This window comes from Actinomadura sp. 6K520, assembly GCF_004349245.1.
Lineage (GTDB): Bacteria > Actinomycetota > Actinomycetes > Streptosporangiales > Streptosporangiaceae > Spirillospora.
Map to the genome: position 1 here is coordinate 32715 of NZ_SMLC01000034.1, position 23848 is coordinate 56562.

Genomic DNA, 23848 nt, shown 5'->3' on the forward strand with positions numbered 1-23848 from the left:
CCGACAGCGGGGCTAGGCGGACTTCTCGGCGCGGGCGGTGCGGACCAGCCAGCTCAGCATGAGCATCAGGTCGAGCCTGCCCTCCGGCTCGGTGAACCGGCCGTCGGTCAGCTCGGTGATGCGGCGCAGGCGGTAGCGGACGGTCTGCTCGTGGATGTGCAGCCGCTCCGCCGCGACGACCGCGTTGTCCCCGCACTGCAGGTAGGTCAGCAGGGTCTCGGCCAGCGGCAGGCGGCGGGCCGGCGCCAGTTCGAGCAGCGGTCCGAGGACGGCGCCCGCGGTCGCGCCGACCAGTTCCTCCGCGGCGAGCGTCGCCAGCGGCGCGATGTGGTCGACGCACCGGACCGGGGCGCCGCCCGGCAGCAGCCCCCGCTCCGCCAGTGCGAGCGCGTGCCGGGCCCAGCGCAGCGAGACGGCGCCCTGCCCGACCGGGACGGTCGGCCCGATCGCCGCCGTCCCGAGCCTGCGCAGCGCCGGCCACAGCCGGTCCTGGCCGGGGCCCTCCGGATCGGGCACGACCAGGTACGGGATCGGCGCCTCCCAGTCGGCCAGCACGGCGGGCGGCAGGATCCGCGCCCCGGTGGGCGCCCGCTGCGGCAGCGCGACCAGGCCGATGCTCTTCGGCAGGTCCCAGCGGGCCGCCACCGCCACCTCCGCGATGGTCTCCGGTCCGGGCGGCGGCTCGGCGACCAGCAGGTCGCGCAGCCGGTCCCGGCGCCGCTCCCGCTCGGTCGCGAGCTGCCCCTGCTCCCGCGCGTACCCCTGCGCGGCGGCGTCGGCGACCCGCGCCAGCAGCATGAACAGCGAGTCGGTCAGCCGGCCCAGCGTCTCGCGCGACCAGCCGAGCCGGTAGGCGTCCATGATGAACCGGCGGCAGGCGACCTGGCTGCTCACCCGCATCGCGTTCTGCAGGGCGTCCAGGCTCCGGCCCTGCCTGGCCTCCTGCTCCCCGAGCTGCATGTACAGCTCGGTCAGCTTGCGCGCGTCGGCGTTCGGGTGGTCGACGGAGTCGACGAAGAACGCGACGGTGTCGCTGACCGTCCGCTCGACCCGCTTGGCGTACTCGCCGCCGTCGTCGCCCGCGTACTCGGGCACCTGGTCGCGGATCTCCCGCTCCATCTCTGCGACGGCGGACTGGAGGTGCTGGCGCAGCAGGTCGGGCAGTTCGGCGGGCATGGGCCCCTGTGTCATCCGCTATCCGTTTCCGCCGGGGGTGGGGGTGGAACGGCCTCACCTTAGGCAAAAAAGGGAAAAGCTGTCATCACACCCGCTCGTCCTCCGGGACCGGGCCCCGGTCAGGGCCGGGCGGGCCGCGGCGCACCGCGGGGCGCGGGCGCCGGGCGCCGGGTCAACCGGCGTCCGAGGCGCTGAGCAGGGAGTTCGACGTAGCGGTACGCCATCGCGGCGGAGAGCAGGACGACCGTGACCAGCACGACTCCCCAGCCGAGCCGGACGACGCCGGGGAGCTTCTGCGGATCGCCGCCCGCGGCGTACCAGACGCCCTGGATCACGAGCGGGTGCAGCAGGTAGACCGAGTAGCTGACCAGCCCGGACCACACGAGGAACCGGGGCATGGGCCTGGCGCGCAGGGCGAGCCCGCCCAGGAACGTCAGCCAGGCGGCGCCCACGGCGATGGACCAGTCGGCGCCGAGCGGGTCCGGGTTGGCGTGCAGCGCCCACCTCGTCGGGGCGCGCAGGCCCGCCGCCAGCGTGAGGACGGGGACGACCGAGACCATCGCGATGGCGGGCCAGGTGCGCAGCCGCCCGTCCTGGACGCCGCGTACGGCGGTCCCGGCGAACATCGTGGCGATGATGCACAGGCTCTCGATGGCGCCGATGCGGCTGTTGAGGACGAGCAGTGTGAGCGCGAGCGTCGCCACGACCGCTACCCCCGCCCGGCGCACCGGGCGCGGCCCGGCGAACATCGCGGCCAGCCCGCCGGCCATGAGCAGCACGGTGCCGAGGATCGTCCCGTCCGGCCACCGGGAGGCCAGCAGCCCGGACGGCAGCGCCACGCCCATGATCGCCGCGCCGACGCCGAAGCCCAGCGCCACCCGGGCGCTGGACCGGTGGACGCCCGCCACGAACATCGCCGTCACCAGCAGGTAGAAGACCATCTCGTAGGACAGGGTCCAGAAGACGCTGAGGACGTTCGGCACGCCCAGCAGGTCCTGGAGCATCGTCAGGTGCGCGACGGCGGACGCCCAGGGCCGCTCGCCGAGCCCGCCGGGCAGCCCGTAGGAGACGCCGGCCGCGCCGAGCGCCAGCGCGAGCGCCACCGCCACCCCCCAGAGCGGGTACAGCCGGAAGAACCGCCCGGCCCAGAAGTGCCGGACGCTTCCGCGCCGCTCCAGGGAGAACGGCACGACGTAGCCGCTGACGAGGAAGAACACGAACACGCCGTACCGGCCGAAGTCGAACCAGGGGCTGGCCGTCCGGCGGACCTCGGGCAGCAGCACGTCGAGGGAGTGCTCGAAGACCACCACCATGGCGGCAATGCCGCGCAGGGCGTCGAGCCAGTCCATCCGGGGCGCCGTCTCCGTGCGGGAGCCGGTCTTTCCTTGGGGTGGGGTCAGGGTGTTCGCCGCCATCCGGGCCACCATAGGCGCCGCCGGTTCCGGGATTCGACCGGGCGGAAGGGCCGGCGCTGACGCGGGCGCACCGCCGGCTGACTCAGCGTGACGGCCGCGGGGCGGCCGAAGGGCGCCGGGAGCAGGGCTGCCGCGAGCCCGGCGGGGACGCGGGCCGGCGGCCCCGGCGGCGACGGAGTGTGATCAACCCCACACTCCCCGCCGGGCCGGGCGGGACGGTCAGCGGACGCCCACGGTGCCGTACATGATCGCCTCGGGTGCCGCCGCCCGGAACGCGGCGCCCGGATGGCCGCCGCCGAGCGGGACGAGGCCGGGCGACAGCGGGCGGTACGGCCCGAGCAGCCGCGCGATCTCCCCGGCGCCGCGGGGGATCAGCGGGACGGTGCCCGCCTCCCGGTGGCGCCGCGCGGCCTCGGCGATCGCGGCCGGCGCGAAGTCGGCGGTGGCGTGCGAGACGACCACGGCGCTGCCGGGCGCGGCCGTGCCCGCCAGCGCGGCGACGAGGCCCCCGGCGGCGGGCAGGTGGTGCAGGACCGAGGAGAAGACGAACGCGACCGGTTCGGACGGGTCGATGAGGCGGCGCACTTCCGGGCTGCCGAGGATCGCCGCGGCGTCGCGGACGTCGGCCCGCAGCGCGGCGATGTTGCCGCCGTCGAGCAGCAGCGCGCGGGCGTGCGCGATGACGAGCGGGTCGTCGTCGACGTAGACCACGCGGCTGCCGCCGATGTGCCGGGCGGCCATCTGGTGCAGGTTGTCGTCCTTGGGCAGCCCGCAGCCGAGGTCGACGAACTGGCGGACGCCGCGGCCGGCCAGCAGCCGCACGGCGCGGCCGAGGAAGCCGCGGTCGGCGCGGGCCGCGTCCGCCGCCTGGGGCAGGACCTCCAGGATCCGGTGGGCGAGCTCGCGGTCGGCGGCGTAGTGGTCCTTGCCGCCGAGGAGGTAGTCCTGGACGCGGGCCGACGCGGGCCTGTGCAGCGCGAGGACCGTCTCCGGGGCCCGCGTGGCGGCCGTCGTCATGTCGTTTTCACCTGTCGCCTTCACAGAGGGGAGCGGTGTGCCGGCTCCTTCGACGGTAGCCGCCGGGATCGGGGCTCAGCCGCGGCCCCGGCGCCCGGCGCGGGCCCGGCCGAGCTCCTCCAGCAGGAGCGCGGTGCCGATGCCGATGAGCCAGGTGTCCTTGGCGAGCCCGATGCCCTGCGTGGTGGGACGCAGCCCGCCGGGCTCCCGCATGCCGGGTATCCGCAGGTACAGGCCCGTCAGCCCGCCCGCGAACGCGGTGAGCGCGGCGCCGGCGACCGCCGACGGGACCACCGGCAGGATCAGGGCGGTGCCGAGCGCGACCTCGGTCCTCCCGAGGTTGCGGGTGAAGTCCCGCGGGTCCTGCGACTCCAGGACCGGGTAGGCGGTCTTGGCCGTGCCGTGGGTCTGCTCCGCCGCCTCTTCGTCGCCCTTGAGCTTCGACACGCCGGAGTTCAGGACGAACGCCCCGACGATCAAGCGGACGGGCAGCTGGTGAGCGCGAACGAGAAAACGCATCGTTCCCCATAACGATCGGGTGGGTCAGGCAGCCCGGATGATTCCCGTGGTGCGCCCGCTACACCTGGAACCGGGTCAATTCTCGACATTCCGCGCGGTACCCCGCGGGGAGCAGGCGCCGGGCACCGGACTGCGCCGAGGGGAGCAGCACGGGTGCATCCGGTCGTCCGACGACCGCGCCCGTGATGCCCCTGGACGATCGGGACGTCGGCACCGGAAACCAGGGAGCATTGAGATGCCCGTCCTCCAGACACCGCCGCCCGCCACCGCCGCCACCCCCGCCGCGCAGCGGTGGCGGCCCCGGCCGGCCACCCGCAAGCTGCTCACGGTCGTGCACGTCGTCTCGTCCGTCGCGCTGGTGGGGGAGGTGTGGGGCCTGGTGCTCCTCAACCTCACCGCGACGCTGACCGCCGACGGGACGCTCGCGAACTCCGCCTACCGGCTCATGGGCGTGCTGGTGTTCGGCGGCGGCATCCCCCTCAGCCTCACCGCCCTGGCCAGCGGCATCGCGCTCGCGCTCGGCAGCAGGTGGGGTCTCGCCCGCCACTACTGGGTGTTCGCGAAGCTGCTGCTGCTGATCGGGGTGATCCTCGCCGGGATGCTGCTGTTCACGCCGGAGGGCATGGCGGACGCCACCGCCGGTGGCGCGGCACCCCCGGCCGGGCGGGGATGGTGGCAGGTCGCGGTCGTCTCCGGCCAGCTCGCGATGCTCCTCACCGCCACGGCCCTGTCGGTGTTCAAGCCGCGCCGCCGCATCACCTGGCGCCGCCCCGGGGCAGCGGCGGCCCGGTCCTGACGCGGCCCTGGCGCGGTGCTCTCACGTGCGCATGTAGACGCGGATCGCGGTGCCGTCCGGGCCGGTGTGGACGCGGACGAGGTCGGCCAGGTGGTGGACCATGAGGATCCCCCGGCCGCCGTTGGGGCTCATGTCGGCGGGACGGCGGCCGGCGAGCGGGTCGGTGATCGTCCCGGCGTCCCGGACCTCGCAGAGGACGTGGCCGTTCTCCGCCCACAGCCGCGCGGTTCCCGAGCCGCCGCCGTGCAGGCAGGAGTTGGCGGCCAGTTCGTTCACGGCGAGTTCCAGGTCGCCGACCGTGTCCGGGCGGAGGCCGAAGCGGGCGCCCCAGCGGCAGGCGAACTCGCGGACGATGGGCAGCGCGTCCAGGTCGAAGCGCATCGAGACCGCGCCCCGCGGTTCCGGGAACGGCCGGTTGTAGGCGCGCACGACGCGGTCGGGCGCGTAGTCCCCGCTCGCGTGCTCACCGCGGCGGTCGATCACGACGGGGTGGGTGGCGCGGGCGTCGGCGAGCACGCCCGGGTCCAGGCCGGCGACGTCGTAGGGGCACAGGATCGACACCCCGCGGCCCGCGAACGCCATGTTGATCAGCGCCTCGTGCTGGGCGCAGGCCGGGTACTCGTCGGCCGTCCGGCCGGGCCATATCGGCTCACCGATGATCCGGACGCGCCCGGCGGTGTGCCGGTCGGCGAACTCGCGCAGCACGCCCGGGATGATGCGGCCCGGGTTGCGCCCCGCTTCGGTCATGTCCAGCCAGGTCACCTCGGCGGCCGCGGCGCCGAGCGCCTCGCGCAGCAGTGCGAGGCGGGCCGGCGGCGCCGCGACGGCGACGGGCTCGCCGGCTGCACGGCCCGCGCGCACGAACGGCACGGTGCCGGCGAGGTACTCGTCGGCGTCGCGGTAGAAGAGGGCGGGATGGACGAAAGCGCCACCGTTCACCGTGCGCGGCCTCTGGGGCGCGAGGCTCATGGCGCGGTCACTCCATTCGGGCCTGTTCTCGGAATCATGTGTTCCCAGCGAGCGTACGCGGAGGACACCATCGCGCGAGACCGGCCCACACGTGCATCCCCCGAGGTAAAGCTGATCTTTCGTTGACGACGATCAACTCACGACTACCCGGAGATGAGCGCCGAAAAACGGACGATACCCGGGAAATCACGTTCGGCGATCATCGAATCGCTTCCGCCACCGCCGACCGGCTCGCGCCCGGTCACCGGCCGCGCAGGATCGCGGCGTCGACCACGTCGGTCAGCCGGCCGCGCCGGCGGTAGGCGCCGCGCTGCCGCTCGGCGCCGGTCCCGTCCGTCAGCAGCCGGCGGACGCCGCCGGCGACGGCGCCGAGGTCGCCGCTGTCGCGCAGCGCGGGCAGCACGTGCGCCAGCAGGTCGCCGGCCAGTTCCCGGTGACCGGCGGGGCGGCCCGTGCGCACGTCCATCCCCGTCCCGGCGAGGCCGTCCCGCGCGGCCAGCCAGTACGCCGCGCGCAGCATCTCCTGGGACGGGTCGGGCGCCCGCTCGCCGGCGTCCACCGCGGCGGCCGAGACCTGCACCAGCGCCCGGATCAGCGCGGCGAACGCGGCGGCGTCCGCGGCGGTCGGGGCGACGTCGGCGAGCCGGATCTCCACGGTGGGCAGCCGCGCCGACGGCCGCACGTCCCAGAAGATCGTGCCGGTGTCCATCAGGGCGCCGCAGCCGAGCAGCGTCCCGACGAGGTCGTCGTAGTGCGCCGCCGACTCGAAGTACGGCGGCGGGCCCGCGACCGGCCACCGCGCCCACGCCATCACCCGCCAGCAGGCGTGGCCGGTGTCGCGTCCGGCCCAGTACGGCGAATTGGCCGTCAGCGCCAGCAGCGTCGGCAGCCAGGGGCGCAGGTGGTTGCTCACCTGGACCGCGCGCTCCCGGTCGGGCATCTCGACGTGGACGTGGCAGGAGCAGATGCTCTGCTCGTCGTCCAGGGCGCGGTAGACCGCGCGGCTCTCGGCGTAGCGGGGACCGGCGGCGATCGGCGCGGGGATCACCTCCCCCAGGACGGGCGTTCCGGTCGCGGCGAGCCGCACGCCCTCGGCCGCCGCGGCGGCGGCCATGGCCGACCGCATCGACCGGATCTGCTCGTCGAGCTTTCCCAGGTCGTCGCACGGCGGGGTCTTGGCCTCGGCGAGGAAGTCGACCAGCTCGGTCGAGGCGCGCTCGCCGAGCGCCGCGGTCGCCCGCCGCACGACGGCGGCGGCCCGGGGAACGACCTGCCGGGAGACGGGATCGACGACGAAGTACTCTTCCTCGATTCCGAGTCGCAGGGGCATCCCACCACCTCTGGCTCGGGGCGACGCGGGCGGCCACTTCCCTTCGACGGTACGTCGTCGCCGCCCCGTCCGCACCCCGCCGGCGGGCGGCGGGGAAGACCCCGGGGACCCTCTTTACCCCCTTTTGATCCGCTGTTCAGCGGGCAGGACCAGGGGAGGCGCCGCGCAAGGCGAGGAAGGTGGTTCCCGTGTCCGGATCGGCTCTGTTCGGCGTGCTGGCCATCCTGGCCGCCGTCGCGATCTTCGTCCTGGTGGGGCTGTTCTACCTGGGTGACCGGGGGGAGGGCCCGCCGGACGGCTCGGACCGCGGCCGCTGAGCCGGGTCAGGGGCCGGAATCGACGAACAGCAGCGAGAGCGCGATCAGGTGGGTGACGACCACGACCCCCATGCTGACGAAGAACAGCATCTTGGCGGGGGCGTGCGGGAACACCCTGCCCGCCTTGAGCGGCCCGCGCTCGCGCTGCCGCGCGGCGATGCGCTCTTCGATGGGAGGGCGGCCGAACAACGCTACAGCCGCGGCTCGTCGACGACGACGTCGGTCATGATGTCGACGGCCAGGGCGATGATGCCGCCGAGCACCGTCACCGCCGCGCCGATCCCGAAGACGATCCAGTCGGGGCCCATGACGATGCCGACGCCGCCGATGATGAACCCGATGAAGATGATGCTCACGGCGACCCAGGACTTGGGGCGCCCGGCGTGGCTGCCAGTCGACATGCGTCTCGTCTTCCTCACACGGTTCCGTTGGGGCCTACGGCGCCGAACTTTAGCAACGCCCCTCACCAGAAGCTCCTGCGGGGTGGGCCGTATCCCCCTCGGGCCGGGGACCGGGGGCCGGGCCGGGAGCGGGGCGTCAGACGAAGGCGCCCATCCCGGTCGCCGCGCGCCCGACGATCAGAGTGTTGATCTCCCGGGTGCCCTCGTAGGAGTAGAGCGCCTCGGCATCGGCGACGTACCGGCCGATGCCGTAGTCGAGGACGATGCCGTTGCCGGCCATCAGCTCGCGGGCCCACCCGACCACCTCCCGCATGCGGGTGGTGCAGTGGGCCTTCGCGAGCGCCGAGTGCTCGTCGCGGTAGAGGCCCTCGTCCTGCAGCTGGGCGAGCCGCACCACCATCCCGAGCGAGGAGGTGACGTTCCCGAGCATCCTGACCAGCAGGTCCTGGACGAGCTGGAACTTGGCGATCGGCCGGCCGAACTGCTCGCGCTCCACGGCGTAGTCGCGGGCGAGCTCGTAGGCGGCGAGCATGACGCCGACGGCCTGCCAGGCGACGCCGCTGCGGGTGCGGCGCAGGATCGCGGCGGTGTCCTTGAAACCGTTCGCCCCCGCGAGCCGGTCGGCCTCGGGGACGCGGCAGTCCGCCAGCACGATGTCGGCGTTCTGCACCGTCCGCAGGGCGATCTTGTGCTCGATCCGGGTGGCGGTGAACCCGGGCGCGTCCTTGCCGACGACGAAGCCCTTCACCTGGTCGTCGGCCTCGTCCCGGGCCCAGACGACGGTGTGGTCGGCGAACGTCGCGTTGCCGATCCACCGCTTCGCGCCGTTCAGCACCCACGTGTCGCCGTCGCGGCGCGCGGTGGTGCGGAGCCCGAGCGCCACGTCCGAACCGCCCTCCGGCTCGGTGAGCGCGAACGCGCCGATCTTCTCCATGCGCCCCATCGCGGGCAGCCATCGCTCGCGCTGCTCCGGCGAGCCGCACCGGCCGATGCTGCCCATCGCGAGGCCGGTGTGGACGCCGAAGAACGTGGCCATGGACGGGTCCACCCGCGCCATGTCCATCGCCAGGAACCCGGTGAGCAGGCTGCTCGGCTTCTCGCCCGGGCACTCGTCGTGGGCGAGCCCGGCGATGCCGAGCTCGCCGAACCCGGGGATCAGGTCGAACGGGAACTCCGCCCGCGCCCAGCAGTCGTTCGCGATCGGCGCGACCTTCGCCTCCAGGAAGGCGCGTACCCGCCCGACGATCTCCTTCTCGCGATCGTCGAGGAGTTCCTGCATGTGGTAGAGGTCACCGGGGAGGGAGTCCAAGGTCATGGCACCCCCCTTCCCGGACGCCGCACCGCTAACCGGGGCGCCGGGCCCGCGCGGGCCCGGCGCCGTCCTCACCGGGACCCGCTTCAGAGCGGCGTTCGGTCGCTCGCCTACGATCCAGGGCATGACGGTGCCGCCTGAGGAACTGGAACTGGCCGCCGCCTTCCCCCCGGCCGAACGGGACCGGTGGCGGGAGATGGTGAAGGGGGTGCTGCGCAGGTCGGGCGCGGCGACCGAGGACACCCCCCTTGACGAGATCGAGGGCCTCCTGGCCCGTGAGTCGTACGACGGGGTGCCGATCGCCGCCCTGTACACCCGCGACGACGCCCCGCCCGGACGCCCCGGCCTGGCCCCGTACGTCCGCGAGGTGCGGCCGGACGGCGAGGGCATCGCCGGATGGGACGTGCGGCAGCGGCACGCGCACCCCGACCCCGCGGTCACCCGTGCGGCGGTCCTGGCCGACCTGGAGAACGGCGCCACGTCCATCTGGCTGCGGCTGGGCGACACGGGCATGCCGGTCGCCGGGCTCGCCGAGGCGCTGCGGGACGTGCTGCTCGACCTCGCGCCGGTCGTCCTGGACGCGGGGGAGCGCGCGGGCGAGGCCGCCGAGGCGTTCCTGGCCCTGGCCGCCGAGCGGGGGAACGCGCCGGACGTGTCCGGCAACCTCGGCGCCGACCCGCTCGGCCTGGCCGCGCGCACCGGCGCGCCGGGGTCGCTCGACGAGGCGGCCGCGCTGGCCGTCCGCTGCGTCCGGGACTTCCCGGGGCTGCGCGCCGTCGTCGCCGACGGCACCCCGTACCACGACGCGGGCGGGAGCGACGCCGAGGAGCTCGGCGCGGCCGTCGCCGCCGGCGTCGCCTACCTGCGCGCGCTGACCGCGGCGGGGCTGAGCGTGGCCGAGGCGTTCGGGCAGATCGAGTTCCGCCTCGCCGTCAGCGCCGACCAGTTCTCCTCCATCGCCAAGCTCCGCGCCGCCCGGCGGCTGTGGGCGCGGGTCGCCGAGGTCAGCGGGGCGTCCGAGGGGACGGCCGCCCGCGTCCACGCGGTCACGTCGTCGGCGATGATGACGCGGCGCGACCCGTGGGTGAACATGCTCCGCACCACGATCGCGGCGTTCGCCGCCGGGGCCGGCGGCGCCGACGCGGTCACCGTCCAGCCGTTCGACGCCCGGCTCGGGCTGCCGGACGACTTCGCCCGGCGCATCGCCCGCAACACCCAGACGCTGCTGCTGGAGGAGTCGAGCCTCGCCCGCGTCGTCGACCCGGCCGGCGGCTCCTGGTACGCCGAGAGCCTCACCGAGGGCCTCGCCCAGGCCGCCTGGACCTGGTTCACCGAGATCGAGAAGGCCGGGGGCCTCGCCGCCGCCCTCGACTCGGGCCTCGTCGCCGGCCGGCTCGCCGCGACGTGGGAGCGGCGCCGCAGGGACATCGCCCGGCGCAAGGCCCCGCTCACCGGCGTCAGCGAGTACCCCAACCTCGCCGAGGCCCTCCCGGAGCGGGAACCCGCGCCGTCCGCAGCCGACGACGGGGAGCCGCGCGGCGGGCTGCCCGTCGTGACCTACGCGCGGGACTTCGAGGCCCTCCGCGACCGCTCCGACGCCCACGCCGAGGCGACCGGCGCCCGCCCCAGGGTCTTCCTCGCCACGCTCGGGCCCGTCGCCGTCCACACCGCCCGCGCCTCGTTCGCCGCCAACCTCTTCCAGGCGGGCGGGATCGAGACGGTCGCCGGCGCGCCCGAGGAGTTCGGGACGTCCGGCACGCCCGTCGCCTGCATCTGCTCCAGCGACAAGGTGTACGGGGAGCAGGCGGCGGACGCCGCGCGGCTTCTGCGGGACGCGGGTGCGGTGAAGGTCTGGCTGGCGGGTAAGGGAACGTACGAGGGTGCCGACGCCGGCGTGTACGCGGGATGCGACGCGATCGAGGTGCTGGAGACCACCCTCCACGATCTGGGAGTGAGCGAATGATCCCCGACTTCACCGAGATCGAGCTCGGGACGGCGCCGCCCGCGGACGAGACGGCCAAGCGCTGGCGCGCCGCGGTGACCGAGGCGGGCACGGACCCCGCCGCCCAGACCTGGGAGACCCCGGAGGGCATCGGCGTCAAACCCCTCTACACCGGGGACGACCTGGCCGGGCTCGACTTCCTGGACACCTATCCCGGCATAGCGCCGTACCTGCGCGGCCCCTACCCGGCGATGTACGCGACGCAGCCGTGGACGATCCGCCAGTACGCCGGGTTCTCCACCGCCGAGGAGTCCAACGCGTTCTACCGCCGCAACCTCGCGGCGGGGCAGAAGGGGCTGTCGGTCGCGTTCGACCTGGCCACCCACCGCGGCTACGACTCCGACCATCCGCGCGTCTCCGGCGACGTCGGCATGGCCGGGGTGGCGATCGACTCGATCTACGACATGCGGCAGCTCTTCGACGGCATCCCGCTGGACCGGATGAGCGTGTCGATGACCATGAACGGCGCGGTCCTGCCCGTCCTGGCGCTCTACATCGCCGTGGCGCAGGAGCAGGGGGTGGAGCCGGAGGCCCTCGCGGGGACCATCCAGAACGACATCCTCAAGGAGTTCATGGTCCGCAACACCTACATCTACCCGCCGCAGCCGTCGATGCGGATCATCTCCGACATCTTCGCGTTCACCTCGCAGCGGATGCCGAAGTACAACTCCATCTCCATCTCCGGCTACCACATCCAGGAGGCCGGGGCCACGGCCGACCTGGAGCTGGCCTACACCCTCGCGGACGGCGTCGAGTACATCCGCGCGGGACGCGACGCGGGCCTGGACATCGACGCGTTCGCGCCCCGCCTGTCGTTCTTCTGGGCGATCGGGATGAACTTCTTCATGGAGGTCGCCAAGCTCCGCGCCGCCCGCCTGCTGTGGGCGAAGCTCGTGAAGACGTTCGGCCCGCGGAACCCCAAGTCGCTGTCGCTGCGGACCCACTGCCAGACGTCCGGCTGGTCGCTCACCGCGCAGGACGTCTACAACAACGTCGCCCGCACCTGCATCGAGGCCATGGCCGCCACGCAGGGCCACACCCAGTCGCTGCACACCAACGCGCTGGACGAGGCCCTCGCCCTCCCCACCGACTTCTCGGCCCGCATCGCCCGCAACACCCAGATCGTCCTGCAGCAGGAGTCCGGGACGACCCGCACCATCGACCCGTGGGGCGGCAGCGCCTACGTCGAGCGCCTCACCTACGACCTCGCGCGCCGCGCCTGGGGCCACATCACCGAGGTCGAGCAGGCCGGCGGGATGGCCAAGGCGATCGACGAGGGGCTGCCCAAGATGCGCATCGAGGAGGCCGCCGCCCGCACCCAGGCCCGCATCGACTCCGGGCGGCAGCCGGTCATCGGCGTCAACAAGTACCGCCCCGGCACCGAGCAGGAGATCGAGGTCCTCAAGGTCGACAACGCGTCCGTCCGCGCGCAGCAGATCGACAAGCTGCGCCGCCTGCGCGAGGAGCGCGACGAGGCCGCGACGGGGGCCGCGCTGGACGCGCTGACCCGCGCCGCCGAGGCCGCGGAGAACGGGACCCGCGCGCCGGGACTGGAGCAGAACCTGCTCGGCCTCGCGATCGGGGCCGCCCGCGCCAAGGCGACCGTCGGCGAGATCTCGGACGCGCTGGAGAAGGCGTACGGGCGGCACGCCGCGCAGATCCGTACGATCTCCGGGGTGTACCGGGAGGAGGCGGGACGGGTGTCCTCGATCGAGAAGGCCCGCGCGGCGACCGCCGCGTTCGAGGACGCCGAGGGGCGCCGCCCCCGGATCCTCGTCGCCAAGATGGGGCAGGACGGCCACGACCGCGGCCAGAAGGTGATCGCGACCGGGTTCGCCGACCTCGGCTTCGACGTCGACGTGGGCCCGCTGTTCCAGACGCCGGCCGAGGTCGCGCGGCAGGCCGTCGAGGCGGACGTGCACATCGTCGGCGTCAACTCCCTCGCCGCCGGCCACCTCACGCTGGTGCCCGCGCTGCGCGAGGAGCTGGCCGCGCTCGGCCGCGCCGACATCATGATCGTCGTCGGCGGGGTCATCCCGCCCGGCGACTTCGACGAACTGCGCGCCGCCGGCGCCGCGGCGATCTTCCCGCCCGGCACCGTCCTGGCCGACGCGGCGACCGGCCTCTTGGCCGAGCTGACCGCCGCCCTCGGGCACTCCGCGCAGTGAGCACAGGGACCAGGGGCCTCGACGAGTACGCGGCGGGGGTACTGGACGGGTCCCGGGCGTGGATCGCGCGGGCCATCACGCTGGTCGAGTCGACCCGTCCCGACCACCGGGAGCTGGCGCAGCGGCTGCTGGTCGAGCTGACCTCGCACGCCGGCGGCGCCCGCCGTGTCGGGATCACCGGGGTGCCGGGCGTCGGCAAGTCCACGTTCATCGACGCGCTCGGCACCCGGCTGACGGAGGCGGGGCACCGGGTCGCGGTGCTCGCCGTCGACCCGTCCTCGACCCGGTCCGGCGGCAGCATCCTGGGCGACAAGACCCGCATGCAGCGCCTCGCCACCGACCCGAACGCGTTCATCCGGCCCTCGCCCACGGCGGGGACGCTCGGCGGCGTCGCCAAGGCGACCCGCGAGGCGATGGTCGTCATGGAGGCCGCGGGGTACGACGTCGTCCTGGTCGAGACCGTCGGCGTCGGCCAGTCCGAGACCACCGTCGCCGAGATGGTCGACTCCTTCCTGTTCCTCACCCTCGCCCGCACCGGCGACCAGCTCCAGGGCATCAAGAAGGGGGTGCTGGAGCTGGCCGACGTCATCGCCGTGAACAAGGCCGACGGCGAGCACAAGATGGAGGCCAAGCGCGCCGCTCGCGAGCTGTCGGGGGCGCTGCGGCTGCTGCGCAGCGACGAGCGGGTCCGCGACATCCCCGTGCTGACCTGCAGTGCCAGGGAGGGGACCGGGCTGCCGGAGATCTGGGACCGGATCGTCGAGCATCAGGAGGGGCTGCGCGGGTCGGGCGAGCTGGAGGCCCGGCGCAGGCGGCAGCAGGTGGGCTGGACGTGGGCGATGGTCCGCGAGCGGCTGCTCGCCGAGCTGCACGCGCACCCCGGCGTCCGGAAGCTGGCGCCCGGCCTGGAGCAGGAGGTCGCCGACGGCTCGCTCACGCCCGCCCTGGCCGCCGAGCGGATCCTGGAGGCGTTCTCGCGCGGCTGCTGAGTCCCGTTCCCGCAGACCGAAACCACCGGTTGCCGGGGGACGCGGCCACGCCGGGTGACGATCAGGTACAACAGTCGGATGGACGTCATCGCGCTCGATGATCCGACGGACGCGCAGCTCCGGCAGTGGCACGACGTGCTCGCCGCCGTGCACGCCGCCGACCCGGCCGCCGAGCCCGAGCCCGATCCGGAGCGCCCGGCGCGGCGGCTGCTCGGCGCCGATCCGGGGGCGCGGCGGCGGCTGTGGGCGGTGGCCGACGGCGCGCGGCTGGCCGCGGTCGCGGCGCTGCGGCTGCCCGGTGAGCCCGGCGCCGGCCGTCCCGGCGAGATCGACATCCAGGTCCGTCCCGGCGAGCGGCGCCGCGGGCTCGGCGGGCGGCTGCTCGCCGCCGCGGCCGGCGGGCTGCGCGCCGACGGGCGCACCAGCGTGATCGCGCAGGTGCTCGCGGGCACCCCGGCCGTCCCGTTCCTGGAGTCGCACGGGTTCGAGTGCGTCCTGACCCTGCGCGGGCTGCTGCTGCGGCTGGACGACGTCCCCCCGGAGCACGTCGCCCGGCTCCTGGCCGGGGCCCCCGCCGGGTACCGGCTCGTCCGCTGGCGGGGCGTGGTCCCAGACGAGCACGCCGCCGCGTTCGCCCGCGCCAAGTACGCCATGGCCGACTTCGCCGAGTACGAGGGCGCACCGTGGGACGCGCGCCGCGTCCGCGAGATGGCCGAGGTCGTCGCCAAGCGCGGCGACGACCTCTACACCGTCGCGGCCCTCTCCGGCGGCGCCGTCGCGGGGTTCACCGAGGTCGTCGTCCCGGAGGGCTGCACCGGCCGCGCCGCCCAGTACGACACCGCCGTGGTCCCCGAGCACCGGGGCAGGCGCATCGGCATCTGGGTGAAGGCGGCCATGCTCGAATGGCTCGCCGCGACGCGCCCCGGCGTCCGCGAGATCGAGACCGACAACGCCGGCGACAACGCCCACATGCTCGCCGTCAACGAGGAACTCGGCTTTCGCGTGGAACGCGAGTCGATGGAATACCAGGCCGCGGTCACGTCCCTCCCCGCCTCCCGCTGACCGCGCCGGCGGCCTTCCGGGACCGCGGAACCGCCGGAGCCGCCGGGTCTCCGGATGACCGCCGGGAGCGAAAACACGTTGCCTCCCCACCGCCGTATCGGCACTCTTAAGGAGGCTTCCGGGAATGCCCGGAATCCTGGAGAATTGCCGAAGTATTCCCCTGGAGTTCAACGGCGGAACGCCGCGCCGTTAATGCGGATTACCCAGGTTCGAATCCTGGCGGGGGAGCGGCGGGAAGGGTGGGAGGTGACCCGGTGAACGTGCTCGTCCTGAACGCGTCGTACGAACCCTTACAACGGGTCGACCTGCGGCACGCCATCCGCATGCTGGTGCGCGAGGTGGCGGTGGTCGAGGAGGCGGTCGAGGGCCGGACCTTCGGCAGTTTCCCGGTGCCGCGGGTCCTGCGGCTCGTCCGGTACGTCGCGATGCGCTGGCGGCACGGGAGGCGCCCGCCGTGGAGCAAGCGGGGCGTGTACCTGCGCGACCGCGGCCGCTGCTGCTACTGCGGCGGCCGGGGTAACACGATCGACCACGTCCACCCGCGGTCGCGGGGCGGCGGTGACACCTGGGAGAACACCGTCCTCGCGTGCGGCAGGTGCAACAACCGCAAGGGGGACCGGACGGTCGCCGAGGCGGGCCTGCGGCTGCTGTCCCGGCCGCGGGTCCCGCGCTGGGAGGAGCTCACCGCGCCGTGACGGGGGAGCGCCGCGGAGGGGGACCGCGGCGCCGCGGGGGAAGGGGCCGGGCCGTTGAACCACGGCCCGGCCCCCGGCCGTATGGTTCATCGGTAGCCGGCGGTCACGCTATGTGGTTCTTTGATGCTTCCGAGGCTAAAGGGGCTGTTGTGGTAATGTGCCGCCAATCTTGAGCTTTGTTATCTAGGAGATATCTGTGGCGGCCCTCGACCCCCTCGGCAGGACGGCTCGCGCATCGGGCGGGCGCGGCACCGCGCGGCGTCTGGCGGCGCTCGCCCTCGCGGCGGGCGTCACGGTGGCGCTGCCCCCGGCGTCCGGGAGCGCGGCGGCGCTCCCGCAGGCGCCCGAGGACATCAAGAAGAAGTACGCCAAGCTCAAGGCGCAGTCGGAGAAGCTGTCGAAGGAGTACCGCGGCGAGCTCGTCACCCTGGAGGAGGCGAAGAAGGCCGCCGAGCGCGCCGGGGCGGACGCCGCCCGCGCCGACCGCGAGTACGACGTCGCCCGCGCCGACGTCGCCCGCCTCGCCTCCACCTCCTACATGACCGGCCGCCTCGACGTGGTCCCGATCATCTCCTCGGCCGAGCCGGGCGCCGCCGTCCGGGACGCCGCCGTCATCGAGCACATCAGCCGCAACAACGGCCGCCGCCTGGTGAACCTGAAGACCCTCACCGCCCAGGCGGAGAAGTCGGACGAGACCGCCCGCAAGAAGCTGGACGCGGTCGAGAAGGAGCTCAAGGACCTCACCAGCCAGCGCACCCGCGTGCGGAAGCTGCTGGCCAAGTACGAGCCCCAGGTGGCCCGGACGCAGGCCCCCGCGGCCGGAGGCGGCGCGGGCCGCCCCGACGGGGCGAGCGGCACCAAGTCGCCGATCGTGGGCAACTCCATGACCGCGCGGATGCGGACCGTGCTGGTGGAGGTCGACGGCAAATTCGGCCCGTTCCCCTCGATCGGCTGCGCGCGCCCCGGCGACCCGCAGGACCACGGCTCCGGCACCGCCTGCGACTTCATGGAGAGCACCGGCGGCGCGATGCCGAGCGCCTCCGCCCAGGCGCACGGCGACAACGTCTCCCAGTACCTGATCAACAACGCGTCGCGGCTCGGCCTCAAGTACATCATCTGGAAGCAGCGCATCTACGACTTCCGCAGCAGCGGCGGCTGGCGCCAGATGGAGGACCGCGGCAGCGTCACGCAGAACCACTTCGACCACATCCACGTCTCGGTCCTCTGATCCCCGGCCCGCCGCCTGGCGGTCCGCGGCGCGCGCTGGGACGCTCGCACCATGGCCTATGACATCGAGCAGCCGTACGGCCCGCTGGTCGAGACGACGGTCCGGGTCGCCACCTGGAACGTCTGGCACCGCTACGGCCCCTGGCGCGAACGCGAGCGGGCGATCACCGCGACCCTCGGGGACGCCGCGCCCGACCTCGTCGTCCTGGTCGAGGCGTGGGAGGACGACGACGAGGCGCAGGCCGGCCGGCTCGCGGAGGCGCTCGGCCTGCCGCACACCGTGTTCCGCGGATTCCCGTCCGCCGGGGGCCGGGACAGGTCGGGGATCGCCCTGCTGTCCCGCTGGCCCCTCGGCCAGGTGGGGCGGCAGTGGCTCGCCCACGAGGAGCACCCCGCCACCGCCACCGACCCCGGCCTCGCCGTGCACGCCAGGGTGGACGGGCCGCGCGGCCCCCTGCACGTCCTCGGCGCCGCGCTCGGCTGGCGGCTCGGCCACAGCGCGCAGCGCCAGGAGCAGGTCCGCACCCTCGGCGCGTTCGTCCGCCAGGTCGCGGGGGACGACGCGCCGGTCGTGGTGGCCGGCGACTTCAACGCGGCGCCCGACTCCGACGAGATCCGCATGCTGACCGGCCGCGCCGCCGTCGCCGCGCCGGGCGTGGTCTTCTACGACGCCTGGGAGACGGCCGGCGACGGGACCGCCGGATACACCTGGAGCCGGGCCAACCACTGGACGAGGCCCGTGCTGTGGCCCGACCGCCGCATCGACTACGTCTTCTCGGCCTGGCCGCGGGCCGGAGGCGCCGGGCACCCCGTGCGCTGCGAGCTGCTCGGCGAGCGGCCGGTGGACGGCGTCGTCCCGTCCGACCACTACGGGGTGCTGGCCGACCTGCGCTACTGATCGCCGAGCGCGGCGACGACGCCCTCCCGGGCGGAGCGGACGGCGGCCTCGATGACCTCCAGGCCGGTGATCGCGTCGGCGAGCGCCACCGGCGGCGGCGCGCCGTCCCGGAGGGTGCGGGCGACGCCCGCGTAGAAGTCGTGGTACGCGCCGGGCGCCGTGGGTTCGGGAGCCTGCTCACCGGGCGTGCCGAGCAGGCCGTACGACTCCGGCGGCGCGATGCCGTAGCCGGGGTCCCTGGGCGTGCGGCCCCCGCGGAGCTGCTCCTCCTGCCCGTCCATGCCGGAGACCGTGTAGGACGCGCGGCTGCCGAGGATCCGGAACCGCGGACCGAGGTGCGCGGCCGTGGCGCTCATCCACAGGTGGGAGCGCTGCCCGCCCGGGTGCGACAGGGCCACGAACACGTCGTCGGCGGCCGCCGCCCCGGGACGGCGCGTGTCGGCCTCGGCGTAGACCCCGCCCGGCCGGCCGAACAGCGTGATCGCCTGGTCGACGAGATGGGAGCCCAGGTCGAACAGGATGCCGCCCGCGTCGAGGGGGTCGGTGCTCTCCTTCCAGCCCCGCCGCACCTCGGGGCGCCAGCGTTCGAACCGCGACTCGAACCGCTGGACGTCGCCCAGCGCCCCGGAGCCGACCAGCCGCCGCGCGGTCCGGTAGTCGCCGTCCCACCGGCGGTTGTGGAACGGGAACACCGGCAGGCCCCGGACGGCGCTCAGCGCGGCCAGCGACCGGGCGTCCGCCGCGGAGGCCGCGACCGGCTTGTCCACCACGACGGGGACGCCCGAGGTCAGCGCCGCCCTGGCCAGCGGCACATGCTGCCGGTTCGGCGCGGCGACCACGACCAGGTCGTAGCCTTCCGGCGCGCTCCAGAGCCGGTCGGCGCTGTCGAAGACCTCCGCCTCCGGGTACCGCTCCCGGACGGCCTTCCGCCGCCCCGGGTCCCCCGTCACGACCGCGGCGAGCCGCATGCCCGGCACCGCCGCGATCAGCGGGGCGTGGAAGACCGAGCCGCCGGTGCCGTATCCGATCAGCGCAACACGCAGGTCCATCCCCCGATGATGGCCGATGCCGCGGTGCGGCCCGGCGCCCGGGGGGTCGCTACTCGAACAGGTCGGGCTGCTCGCGGGTGATCTGGTCGTAGAGGGGCTGGTAGTTGATCCAGCCGACCAGGTCGTTGCCGATCTGCCCGTGCGTCAGGACGGCGTTGTCGTGCTCGATGGGGACGACCGGCCCGGCGGCCTTGGCGAGGAGCTGCACCTGGCACGAGCGCTCCATGGTGATGAACCACCACGCGGCGGCGTCCACGGTGTCGCCGACCGTGAGCAGGCCGTGGTTGCGCAGGATGACGGCCTTGGTGCCGCCGAGGGCGGCGGCGATGCGCTTGCCCTCCTCCAGGTCGGTGACGACGCCGGTGTAGTCGTCGAACAGCCCGTGGTCCTGGTAGAACGCGCACACGTCCTGCGTGATCGGCTCCAGCTTCCGGCCGAGCGCGGACATCGCCCGCCCGTACGTGGAGTGGCTGTGCGCGGCGGCCACCACGTCCGGCCTGGCCTGGTGGACCTGCGAGTGGATCGCGAACGCGGCCTCGTTGACGGGGTAGCGGCCCTCGACGACCTGGCCCTGGTGGTTCACCAGGATGAGGTCGCTGACCTTGATGTGCTTGAACGACATGCCGAACGGGTTGACCCAGAAGTGGTCGGTGCGCTCGGGGTCGCGGGCCGTGATGTGCCCGGCCACGCCCTCCTCGAAGCCGAACTTGCCGAAGATGCGCAGCGCGGCGGTGAGGCGCTCCTTGCGGTGCCGGCGCTCGTCGGCCACGTCGTCGAACGTGGGCGGCAGCCGGAAGATCAGGTCGGTCGGCAGCTTCTCCAGGAACTCGTCTTCATCCGACATCGGCGCACTCCTTGGGTGTTTTGGGACCACCGAACACCATCGTCCGGCGTTCCGGCTAGACGTGGCCGCCCAAACCCCGCGCGCGGGATTGTCCATCCGGGACAACGACGGCGCAGAATGGGGCGATGGACGCCAGCGTGAGCGGCCGCTTCCGGCGGCTGCTGATCGAGCACAGCGACGACCCGGCGGTGCTGGAGGAGACCGTCCGCGCCGCCCGGAGCAAGTCCGAGCCGGTCGCCGCCCTGCCGGTGGAGGAGACCCGCCGGCACACGCGCGCGCTCGTGCGGGGGGTGGCCGCCGCGCTGCGGAGCGGCGGCCCGGGGGAGGACGTGCTGGCCGCGGCCGAGCGGCTCGGCTCGGACCGGGCCCGGCAGGGCGTGCCGGTCGCGGCGTTCCTGGACGGCTTCCAGGCCGGGCGCGCCCACCTCGTCCGGACGCTCATCGCCGAGGGCCGCCGGCTGGGCGTCCCCGACGCCGTCCTGCTCGACGGCGTCACCCGCATCGACGAGATCACCACCGCGCTCGTCCACCGGATGGTGCACGCCCACCGGGTCGCGGAGCTGGAGATGGCCCGCACCGTGCGGGAGGGCCGCGCGCAGATGCTCCGGCAGCTGCTGCACGGCGAGTCGGTCCCGGTGCTCGCGCCGCTCGACCCGTCCGGTGCCTACCACTGCGTGGTCTCCGACGTCAGCGACCCCGCGGTGGCGGCCCGGCTGGAGTCGGAGCTGTCCGCCGCGGGGACGGCGCTGTGCGGGCTGGTCGACGGCCGGCTCGCCGCCCTCGTCGCGCGGCTGCCCGACCCGGGGACGATGGCCGGCCCGCCCGCCGGCCCGCCCGCCGGTCCGCTGCTGGTGGCCGCGCCGCCCGCGCCGCCCGCCGGGATCGCGCCGATGTACGCGCTGGGGCGGCGGGCGCTGCGGGCGGGCGCCGCCGCGGGGATGACGGGCCTGCGGGGGCTCACCGAGCTCGCGCTGCTCACCGCCACGGAGGCGGAGCCGGAGCTGGGCGGGCTGCTCGCCGCCGAGCTGCCCGCCGGCCTCGACCCCGACGACCCGTTCCACGTCGAGCTCGCCGGGACGGCGCTCGCCTACCTCGACCACGGCGGGCGGATCGAGCCGACGGCCGCCGCGCTGCACGTCCACGGCAACACCGTGAAGTACCGGGTCCGGCGCCTGCAGGAGCTGACCGGTCGCCCGCTGCTGGACCCGTCGTCCGGGGCGGCGGTGTCCCGCGCCGCGAACTGGTGGTGGGCACTGCACCGCTGGCTCGCGCGCACCCGTCCGTAATCTGGTCTGGTGCGGTGATGCGCCCGGGGCCCCGGGCGTACGGCAGGGGAACGGAGGGACCGGTGACCACACCGAGGATCGGCACCGTGATGTGGCCGACGCGGTCATGGCCGGAGGCGGGCGAGCTGTGGCGGCGCGCCGAGGATCTCGGTTTCCGGCACGCGTGGGTGTACGACCACATCGCGTGGCGCGGCGCGACGCCCTGGTACGACGCGTACACGACGCTCGCCGCGGCCGCCGCGGTCACCTCCCGGGTGCGGATCGGCACGCTGGTCACCTCGCCGAACTTCCGGCACCCCGTGCCCACGGCGCACGCCGTCAAGACGATCGACCACGTGAGCGGGGGGCGGCTCACGGTCGGCGTCGGCGCGGGCGGCACGCGCCGCACCTCCGACGCCGGCGTCCTCGGCGGTGCCGGCTGGACGCCCGGCGAGCGCGCGTCCCGCTTCGCCGAGTGGGTCGAGCTGCTCGACCTGCTGCTGCGCGGGCCGTCGACGACGTTCGAGGGGACGTACTACTCGGCCCGCGAGGTCGTCCAGGAGCCCGGCTGCGTGCAGCGTCCCCGCGTCCCGTTCGTGATCGCCGCGAACGGGCCGCGCGGCATGCGGGTCGCCGCGCGGCACGGCGACGCGTGGGTCACCAGCGGCGCGGCCGAGGGCATGGCGCCGCAGGACGCGGTGCGCTCCCGCCTGGCGGCGCTCGACGCGGCGTGCGAGGCGGCGGGCCGCGAGATCGCCGACCGGATCCTGCTGACGGGCTTCGCCGACGAGCCGTGGCTGGCGTCGCCCGGCTCGTTCGCCGACCTCGCGGGCCGCTACGCCGAACTCGGCATCACCGAGATCGCGCTGCACTGGCCGCGGCCCGGCACGCCGTTCGACGCCGACATGGCGGTGTTCGAGGCGATCGCCGCCGAGTACGGCGGGGACCGCTGATGCCGTTCGCCCTGCTCGCGGTCGCGATCGCCTGCGAGGTCACGGCGACGCTGGCGATGCGTGCCTCCGAGGGCTTCACCCGGCTCTGGCCGTCCGTCATCGTGGTGGCCGGCTACCTCGTCTCCTTCGTGCTCCTGGCGCGGGCGCTGCTGTCGCTGAACGTCGGGCCGGTCTACGCGATCTGGTCCGCGCTCGGCACGGTCGGGGCCTTCGCCGGCGGCGTGCTGCTGTTCAAGGAGGAGGTCAGGCCGGTGACGATCGCCGGCGCGGTGATCATCGTGGTGGGCGTGGTCGTGCTGAACCTCGGCGGGGGAGTGCGGCAGGGGTAGCCGCCCGTGCCGCCGCCCGTGCCGGCGCCCGTCACCGGGCGAGCAGCTCGGTGGGGGTGCAGCCCGCCAGCGCGCGGAACTCGCGGTTGAGGTGCGCCTGGTCGTAGTAGCCGGAGGCGGACGCGGCCTCCGCGAAGCCGGCGCCGCCGGACAGCAGCTCCACGGCGCGCTGGAAGCGCAGGACCCGGGCCATCACCTTCGGTGGCAGGCCGGCCTGCTCGCGGAACCGGTTCGTGAGGTGCTTGCGGCTCCAGCCGACGTCGGCGGCGAGGTCGGCGACGGTGACGGTGAGGTCGCGGTTCAGCAGCCGCCACGCCCGGGCGACCTCCGGGTCGGGGGCGGGACCGACCTCCAGGCGGCGCAGCAGGAAGTCGTCGACGAGGTCGAACCGCTCGCCCCACGAGGGGGTGGCGGCGAGCCGCTCCACGAGTGTCCGCGCGCCGCGGCCGAGCAGCTCGGGCAGGTCGACGGCGTCGTTGGTGAAGCGGGCGGGCGGGACGCCGAACAGCGTGTAGGAGCCGAGCGGGGTCATGTCGAGCTGGATGCCCCGCTGCCCGCCGGGGCTGCGGTACATGCCGTGCCCGTCGTGCATCCCGGCGACGAACGAGCCGTGGTCGCGGCCGCCGCGCCGCCCGGCACCGGAGCCGGGGACCTCCAGGTACATCGGCGGACCCAGATTGATGATCGTCACGGTGGTGCGGGTGGGGACGGTGCGCCGCCGGGACGGCACGGCCACCGTCTCCCAGTAGCCGTCGTAGGAGCGCAGGAACGGGCGCAGCGCGGGATGCGGCCGCGCCTGCGCCAGCCACCAGCCGCCCCGGTCGCTGAACTGGACCGGCCTGTCGCTCATGCCCCAGTCCTACCACGCGGGCCGGACAGGACGGGCTACTCGTACACCTGCCCGCACACGGCGATCCGCGCCAGATCGCCCCAGGTCATGGTGGTGATCGTGCGGACGTAGGAGCGGGCCGGGGCATCCCCGTGGCGCGCGGGCAGCGGCACGCGGGCGCCGTCGGCGGCGTCCCAGCCGCCGAGGCTGCCCGCGACGGCGCACTCGAGGTAGGTGGCCGGGTCGAAGTTGTACCAGCGGGCCGGGGTGGCGCGGGCCCCGGAGC

24 protein-coding genes, 1 tRNA gene and 1 pseudogene are annotated in these 23848 nt (G+C 74.5%); 13 read left to right on the forward strand and 13 right to left on the reverse strand.

The annotated features are described in order from the left end of the window. Positions 1-12: 12 nt before the first annotated feature. The 4 genes from E1289_RS12010 to E1289_RS12025 all read right to left on the reverse strand — a co-directional run bounded on the left by E1289_RS12010 (position 13) and on the right by E1289_RS12025 (position 4127). Positions 13-1191, reverse strand: coding sequence for a PucR family transcriptional regulator (locus E1289_RS12010; RefSeq protein ID WP_131979061.1), 1179 nt, complete (start codon positions 1189-1191; stop codon positions 13-15). A gap of 104 nt (positions 1192-1295) precedes the next feature. Then, complete coding sequence (locus E1289_RS12015) at positions 1296-2591, reverse strand: acyltransferase (RefSeq protein ID WP_165970448.1); 1296 nt, start codon at positions 2589-2591, stop codon at positions 1296-1298. A gap of 219 nt (positions 2592-2810) precedes the next feature. Continuing rightward, complete coding sequence (locus tag E1289_RS12020; protein WP_131979067.1) at positions 2811-3608, reverse strand: SAM-dependent methyltransferase; 798 nt, start codon at positions 3606-3608, stop codon at positions 2811-2813. A gap of 75 nt (positions 3609-3683) precedes the next feature. Next, positions 3684-4127, reverse strand: a complete 444-nt coding sequence (locus tag E1289_RS12025; protein WP_131979070.1) for a hypothetical protein — start codon at positions 4125-4127, stop codon at positions 3684-3686. A 235-nt stretch (positions 4128-4362) separates the two neighbouring features. On the opposite strand from E1289_RS12025, the gene E1289_RS12030 reads away from it, so the two are divergent. Further along, a complete protein-coding gene (locus tag E1289_RS12030) occupies positions 4363-4923 on the forward strand; it encodes a DUF2269 domain-containing protein (protein ID WP_131979073.1) in 561 nt (186 codons plus the stop codon). Between the two features lie 21 nt (positions 4924-4944). On the opposite strand, the gene E1289_RS12035 is transcribed toward E1289_RS12030, so the two are convergent. Then, complete coding sequence (locus tag E1289_RS12035) at positions 4945-5892, reverse strand: sensor histidine kinase (protein WP_131979076.1); 948 nt, start codon at positions 5890-5892, stop codon at positions 4945-4947. Between the two features lie 241 nt (positions 5893-6133). Further along, positions 6134-7222 carry a glutamate--cysteine ligase gene (locus E1289_RS12040; RefSeq protein WP_131979079.1) on the reverse strand — a complete coding sequence of 363 codons (1089 nt, stop codon included), beginning with the start codon at positions 7220-7222 and terminating at the stop codon, positions 6134-6136. A 188-nt stretch (positions 7223-7410) separates the two neighbouring features. Here E1289_RS12040 and E1289_RS40100 point away from each other — a divergent pair, with 188 nt between their 5' ends. After that, positions 7411-7539 (forward strand): hypothetical protein, encoded by a 129-nt coding sequence (locus tag E1289_RS40100; RefSeq protein WP_279487328.1) that lies wholly within the window; start codon positions 7411-7413, stop codon positions 7537-7539. Positions 7540-7545: 6 nt separating this feature from the next. Here the strand turns inward: E1289_RS40100 and E1289_RS12045 are convergent, their stop codons facing one another. From E1289_RS12045 to E1289_RS12055, 3 genes are all read right to left on the reverse strand, one after another. Continuing rightward, entirely contained in the window at positions 7546-7728 is a 183-nt protein-coding gene (locus tag E1289_RS12045; RefSeq protein WP_131979082.1) for a hypothetical protein, read from the reverse strand. 2 nt (positions 7729-7730) lie between these two features. Further along, on the reverse strand, positions 7731-7940 hold the full coding sequence (locus E1289_RS12050) for an HGxxPAAW family protein (protein ID WP_131979085.1): 210 nt from the start codon (positions 7938-7940) through the stop codon (positions 7731-7733). Positions 7941-8076: 136 nt separating this feature from the next. Continuing rightward, positions 8077-9255: an acyl-CoA dehydrogenase family protein gene (locus E1289_RS12055; protein WP_131979088.1), complete on the reverse strand. Its 1179-nt coding sequence runs from the start codon at positions 9253-9255 to the stop codon at positions 8077-8079. Between the two features lie 121 nt (positions 9256-9376). On the opposite strand from E1289_RS12055, the gene E1289_RS12060 reads away from it, so the two are divergent. The 8 genes from E1289_RS12060 (at position 9377) to E1289_RS12095 (ending at position 18293) form a co-directional block, all read left to right on the forward strand. Continuing rightward, positions 9377-11215: a methylmalonyl-CoA mutase subunit beta gene (locus E1289_RS12060; protein ID WP_131979091.1), complete on the forward strand. Its 1839-nt coding sequence runs from the start codon at positions 9377-9379 to the stop codon at positions 11213-11215. After that, the gene (scpA, locus tag E1289_RS12065) at positions 11212-13422 is read left to right on the forward strand and encodes a methylmalonyl-CoA mutase (protein ID WP_131979094.1); all 2211 of its coding nucleotides are present in this window, start codon (positions 11212-11214) and stop codon (positions 13420-13422) included. The genes E1289_RS12060 and scpA overlap by 4 nt, the downstream gene beginning before the upstream one ends. After that, positions 13419-14411, forward strand: a complete 993-nt coding sequence (meaB, locus tag E1289_RS12070) for a methylmalonyl Co-A mutase-associated GTPase MeaB (protein ID WP_131979097.1) — start codon at positions 13419-13421, stop codon at positions 14409-14411. The genes scpA and meaB overlap by 4 nt, the downstream gene beginning before the upstream one ends. 78 nt (positions 14412-14489) lie before the next feature. Then, entirely contained in the window at positions 14490-15473 is a 984-nt protein-coding gene (locus E1289_RS12075) for a GNAT family N-acetyltransferase (protein ID WP_131979100.1), read from the forward strand. Between the two features lie 156 nt (positions 15474-15629). Then, positions 15630-15701, forward strand: a tRNA-Asn gene (locus E1289_RS12080). Positions 15702-15727: 26 nt separating this feature from the next. Beyond that, complete coding sequence (locus tag E1289_RS12085; RefSeq protein ID WP_131979103.1) at positions 15728-16168, forward strand: HNH endonuclease; 441 nt, start codon at positions 15728-15730, stop codon at positions 16166-16168. Positions 16169-16364: 196 nt separating this feature from the next. Beyond that, positions 16365-17396, forward strand: a complete 1032-nt coding sequence (locus E1289_RS12090) for a hypothetical protein (protein WP_243712769.1) — start codon at positions 16365-16367, stop codon at positions 17394-17396. A gap of 51 nt (positions 17397-17447) precedes the next feature. Further along, a complete protein-coding gene (locus E1289_RS12095) occupies positions 17448-18293 on the forward strand; it encodes an endonuclease/exonuclease/phosphatase family protein (RefSeq protein WP_131979106.1) in 846 nt (281 codons plus the stop codon). Here the strand turns inward: E1289_RS12095 and E1289_RS12100 are convergent. Together E1289_RS12100 and E1289_RS12105 are read right to left on the reverse strand one after the other, a co-directional pair. Then, positions 18287-19342 (reverse strand): Gfo/Idh/MocA family oxidoreductase, encoded by a 1056-nt coding sequence (locus E1289_RS12100; protein WP_131979109.1) that lies wholly within the window; start codon positions 19340-19342, stop codon positions 18287-18289. The two genes, E1289_RS12095 and E1289_RS12100, sit on opposite strands and share 7 nt — an antisense overlap. Positions 19343-19391: 49 nt before the next feature. Next, positions 19392-20186, reverse strand: coding sequence for a class II aldolase/adducin family protein (locus E1289_RS12105; RefSeq protein WP_131979111.1), 795 nt, complete (start codon positions 20184-20186; stop codon positions 19392-19394). A gap of 125 nt (positions 20187-20311) precedes the next feature. On the opposite strand from E1289_RS12105, the gene E1289_RS12110 reads away from it, so the two are divergent. From E1289_RS12110 to E1289_RS12120, 3 genes are all read left to right on the forward strand, one after another. After that, positions 20312-21472 (forward strand): helix-turn-helix domain-containing protein, encoded by a 1161-nt coding sequence (locus E1289_RS12110; protein WP_131979114.1) that lies wholly within the window; start codon positions 20312-20314, stop codon positions 21470-21472. Between the two features lie 62 nt (positions 21473-21534). Then, positions 21535-22404, forward strand: coding sequence for an LLM class flavin-dependent oxidoreductase (locus E1289_RS12115; protein WP_207928924.1), 870 nt, complete (start codon positions 21535-21537; stop codon positions 22402-22404). Further along, on the forward strand, positions 22404-22733 hold the full coding sequence (locus tag E1289_RS12120) for a multidrug efflux SMR transporter (RefSeq protein ID WP_131979121.1): 330 nt from the start codon (positions 22404-22406) through the stop codon (positions 22731-22733). Before E1289_RS12115 ends, E1289_RS12120 begins: the two co-directional genes overlap by 1 nt. Positions 22734-22764: 31 nt before the next feature. On the opposite strand, the gene E1289_RS12125 is transcribed toward E1289_RS12120, so the two are convergent. Both E1289_RS12125 and E1289_RS12130 read right to left on the reverse strand, forming a co-directional pair. Then, complete coding sequence (locus E1289_RS12125) at positions 22765-23583, reverse strand: AraC family transcriptional regulator (RefSeq protein ID WP_131979124.1); 819 nt, start codon at positions 23581-23583, stop codon at positions 22765-22767. A 35-nt stretch (positions 23584-23618) separates the two neighbouring features. Further along, a pseudogene (locus E1289_RS12130) lies at positions 23619-23848 on the reverse strand (hypothetical protein); the annotation flags it as partial.

Excerpts from the sequence above, each read along its gene's own strand:
- E1289_RS12020 (WP_131979067.1), bottom strand. The coding sequence starts at position 3,608 with ATGACGACGGCCGCCACGCGGGCCCCGGAGACGGTCCTCGCGCTGCAC.
- scpA (WP_131979094.1), top strand. The coding sequence starts at position 11,212 with ATGATCCCCGACTTCACCGAGATCGAGCTCGGGACGGCGCCGCCCGCG.
- E1289_RS12025 (WP_131979070.1), bottom strand. The coding sequence starts at position 4,127 with ATGCGTTTTCTCGTTCGCGCTCACCAGCTGCCCGTCCGCTTGATCGTC.
- E1289_RS12010 (WP_131979061.1), bottom strand. The coding sequence starts at position 1,191 with ATGACACAGGGGCCCATGCCCGCCGAACTGCCCGACCTGCTGCGCCAG.
- E1289_RS12030 (WP_131979073.1), top strand. The coding sequence starts at position 4,363 with ATGCCCGTCCTCCAGACACCGCCGCCCGCCACCGCCGCCACCCCCGCC.
- E1289_RS12120 (WP_131979121.1), top strand. The coding sequence starts at position 22,404 with ATGCCGTTCGCCCTGCTCGCGGTCGCGATCGCCTGCGAGGTCACGGCG.
- E1289_RS12040 (WP_131979079.1), bottom strand. The coding sequence starts at position 7,222 with ATGCCCCTGCGACTCGGAATCGAGGAAGAGTACTTCGTCGTCGATCCC.
- E1289_RS12060 (WP_131979091.1), top strand. The coding sequence starts at position 9,377 with ATGACGGTGCCGCCTGAGGAACTGGAACTGGCCGCCGCCTTCCCCCCG.
- E1289_RS12050 (WP_131979085.1), bottom strand. The coding sequence starts at position 7,940 with ATGTCGACTGGCAGCCACGCCGGGCGCCCCAAGTCCTGGGTCGCCGTG.
- E1289_RS12055 (WP_131979088.1), bottom strand. The coding sequence starts at position 9,255 with ATGACCTTGGACTCCCTCCCCGGTGACCTCTACCACATGCAGGAACTC.
- E1289_RS12035 (WP_131979076.1), bottom strand. The coding sequence starts at position 5,892 with ATGAGCCTCGCGCCCCAGAGGCCGCGCACGGTGAACGGTGGCGCTTTC.
- E1289_RS12015 (WP_165970448.1), bottom strand. The coding sequence starts at position 2,591 with ATGGCGGCGAACACCCTGACCCCACCCCAAGGAAAGACCGGCTCCCGC.
- E1289_RS12110 (WP_131979114.1), top strand. The coding sequence starts at position 20,312 with ATGGACGCCAGCGTGAGCGGCCGCTTCCGGCGGCTGCTGATCGAGCAC.
- E1289_RS12125 (WP_131979124.1), bottom strand. The coding sequence starts at position 23,583 with ATGAGCGACAGGCCGGTCCAGTTCAGCGACCGGGGCGGCTGGTGGCTG.
- E1289_RS12100 (WP_131979109.1), bottom strand. The coding sequence starts at position 19,342 with ATGGACCTGCGTGTTGCGCTGATCGGATACGGCACCGGCGGCTCGGTC.
- E1289_RS12075 (WP_131979100.1), top strand. The coding sequence starts at position 14,490 with ATGGACGTCATCGCGCTCGATGATCCGACGGACGCGCAGCTCCGGCAG.
- E1289_RS12105 (WP_131979111.1), bottom strand. The coding sequence starts at position 20,186 with ATGTCGGATGAAGACGAGTTCCTGGAGAAGCTGCCGACCGACCTGATC.
- E1289_RS12095 (WP_131979106.1), top strand. The coding sequence starts at position 17,448 with ATGGCCTATGACATCGAGCAGCCGTACGGCCCGCTGGTCGAGACGACG.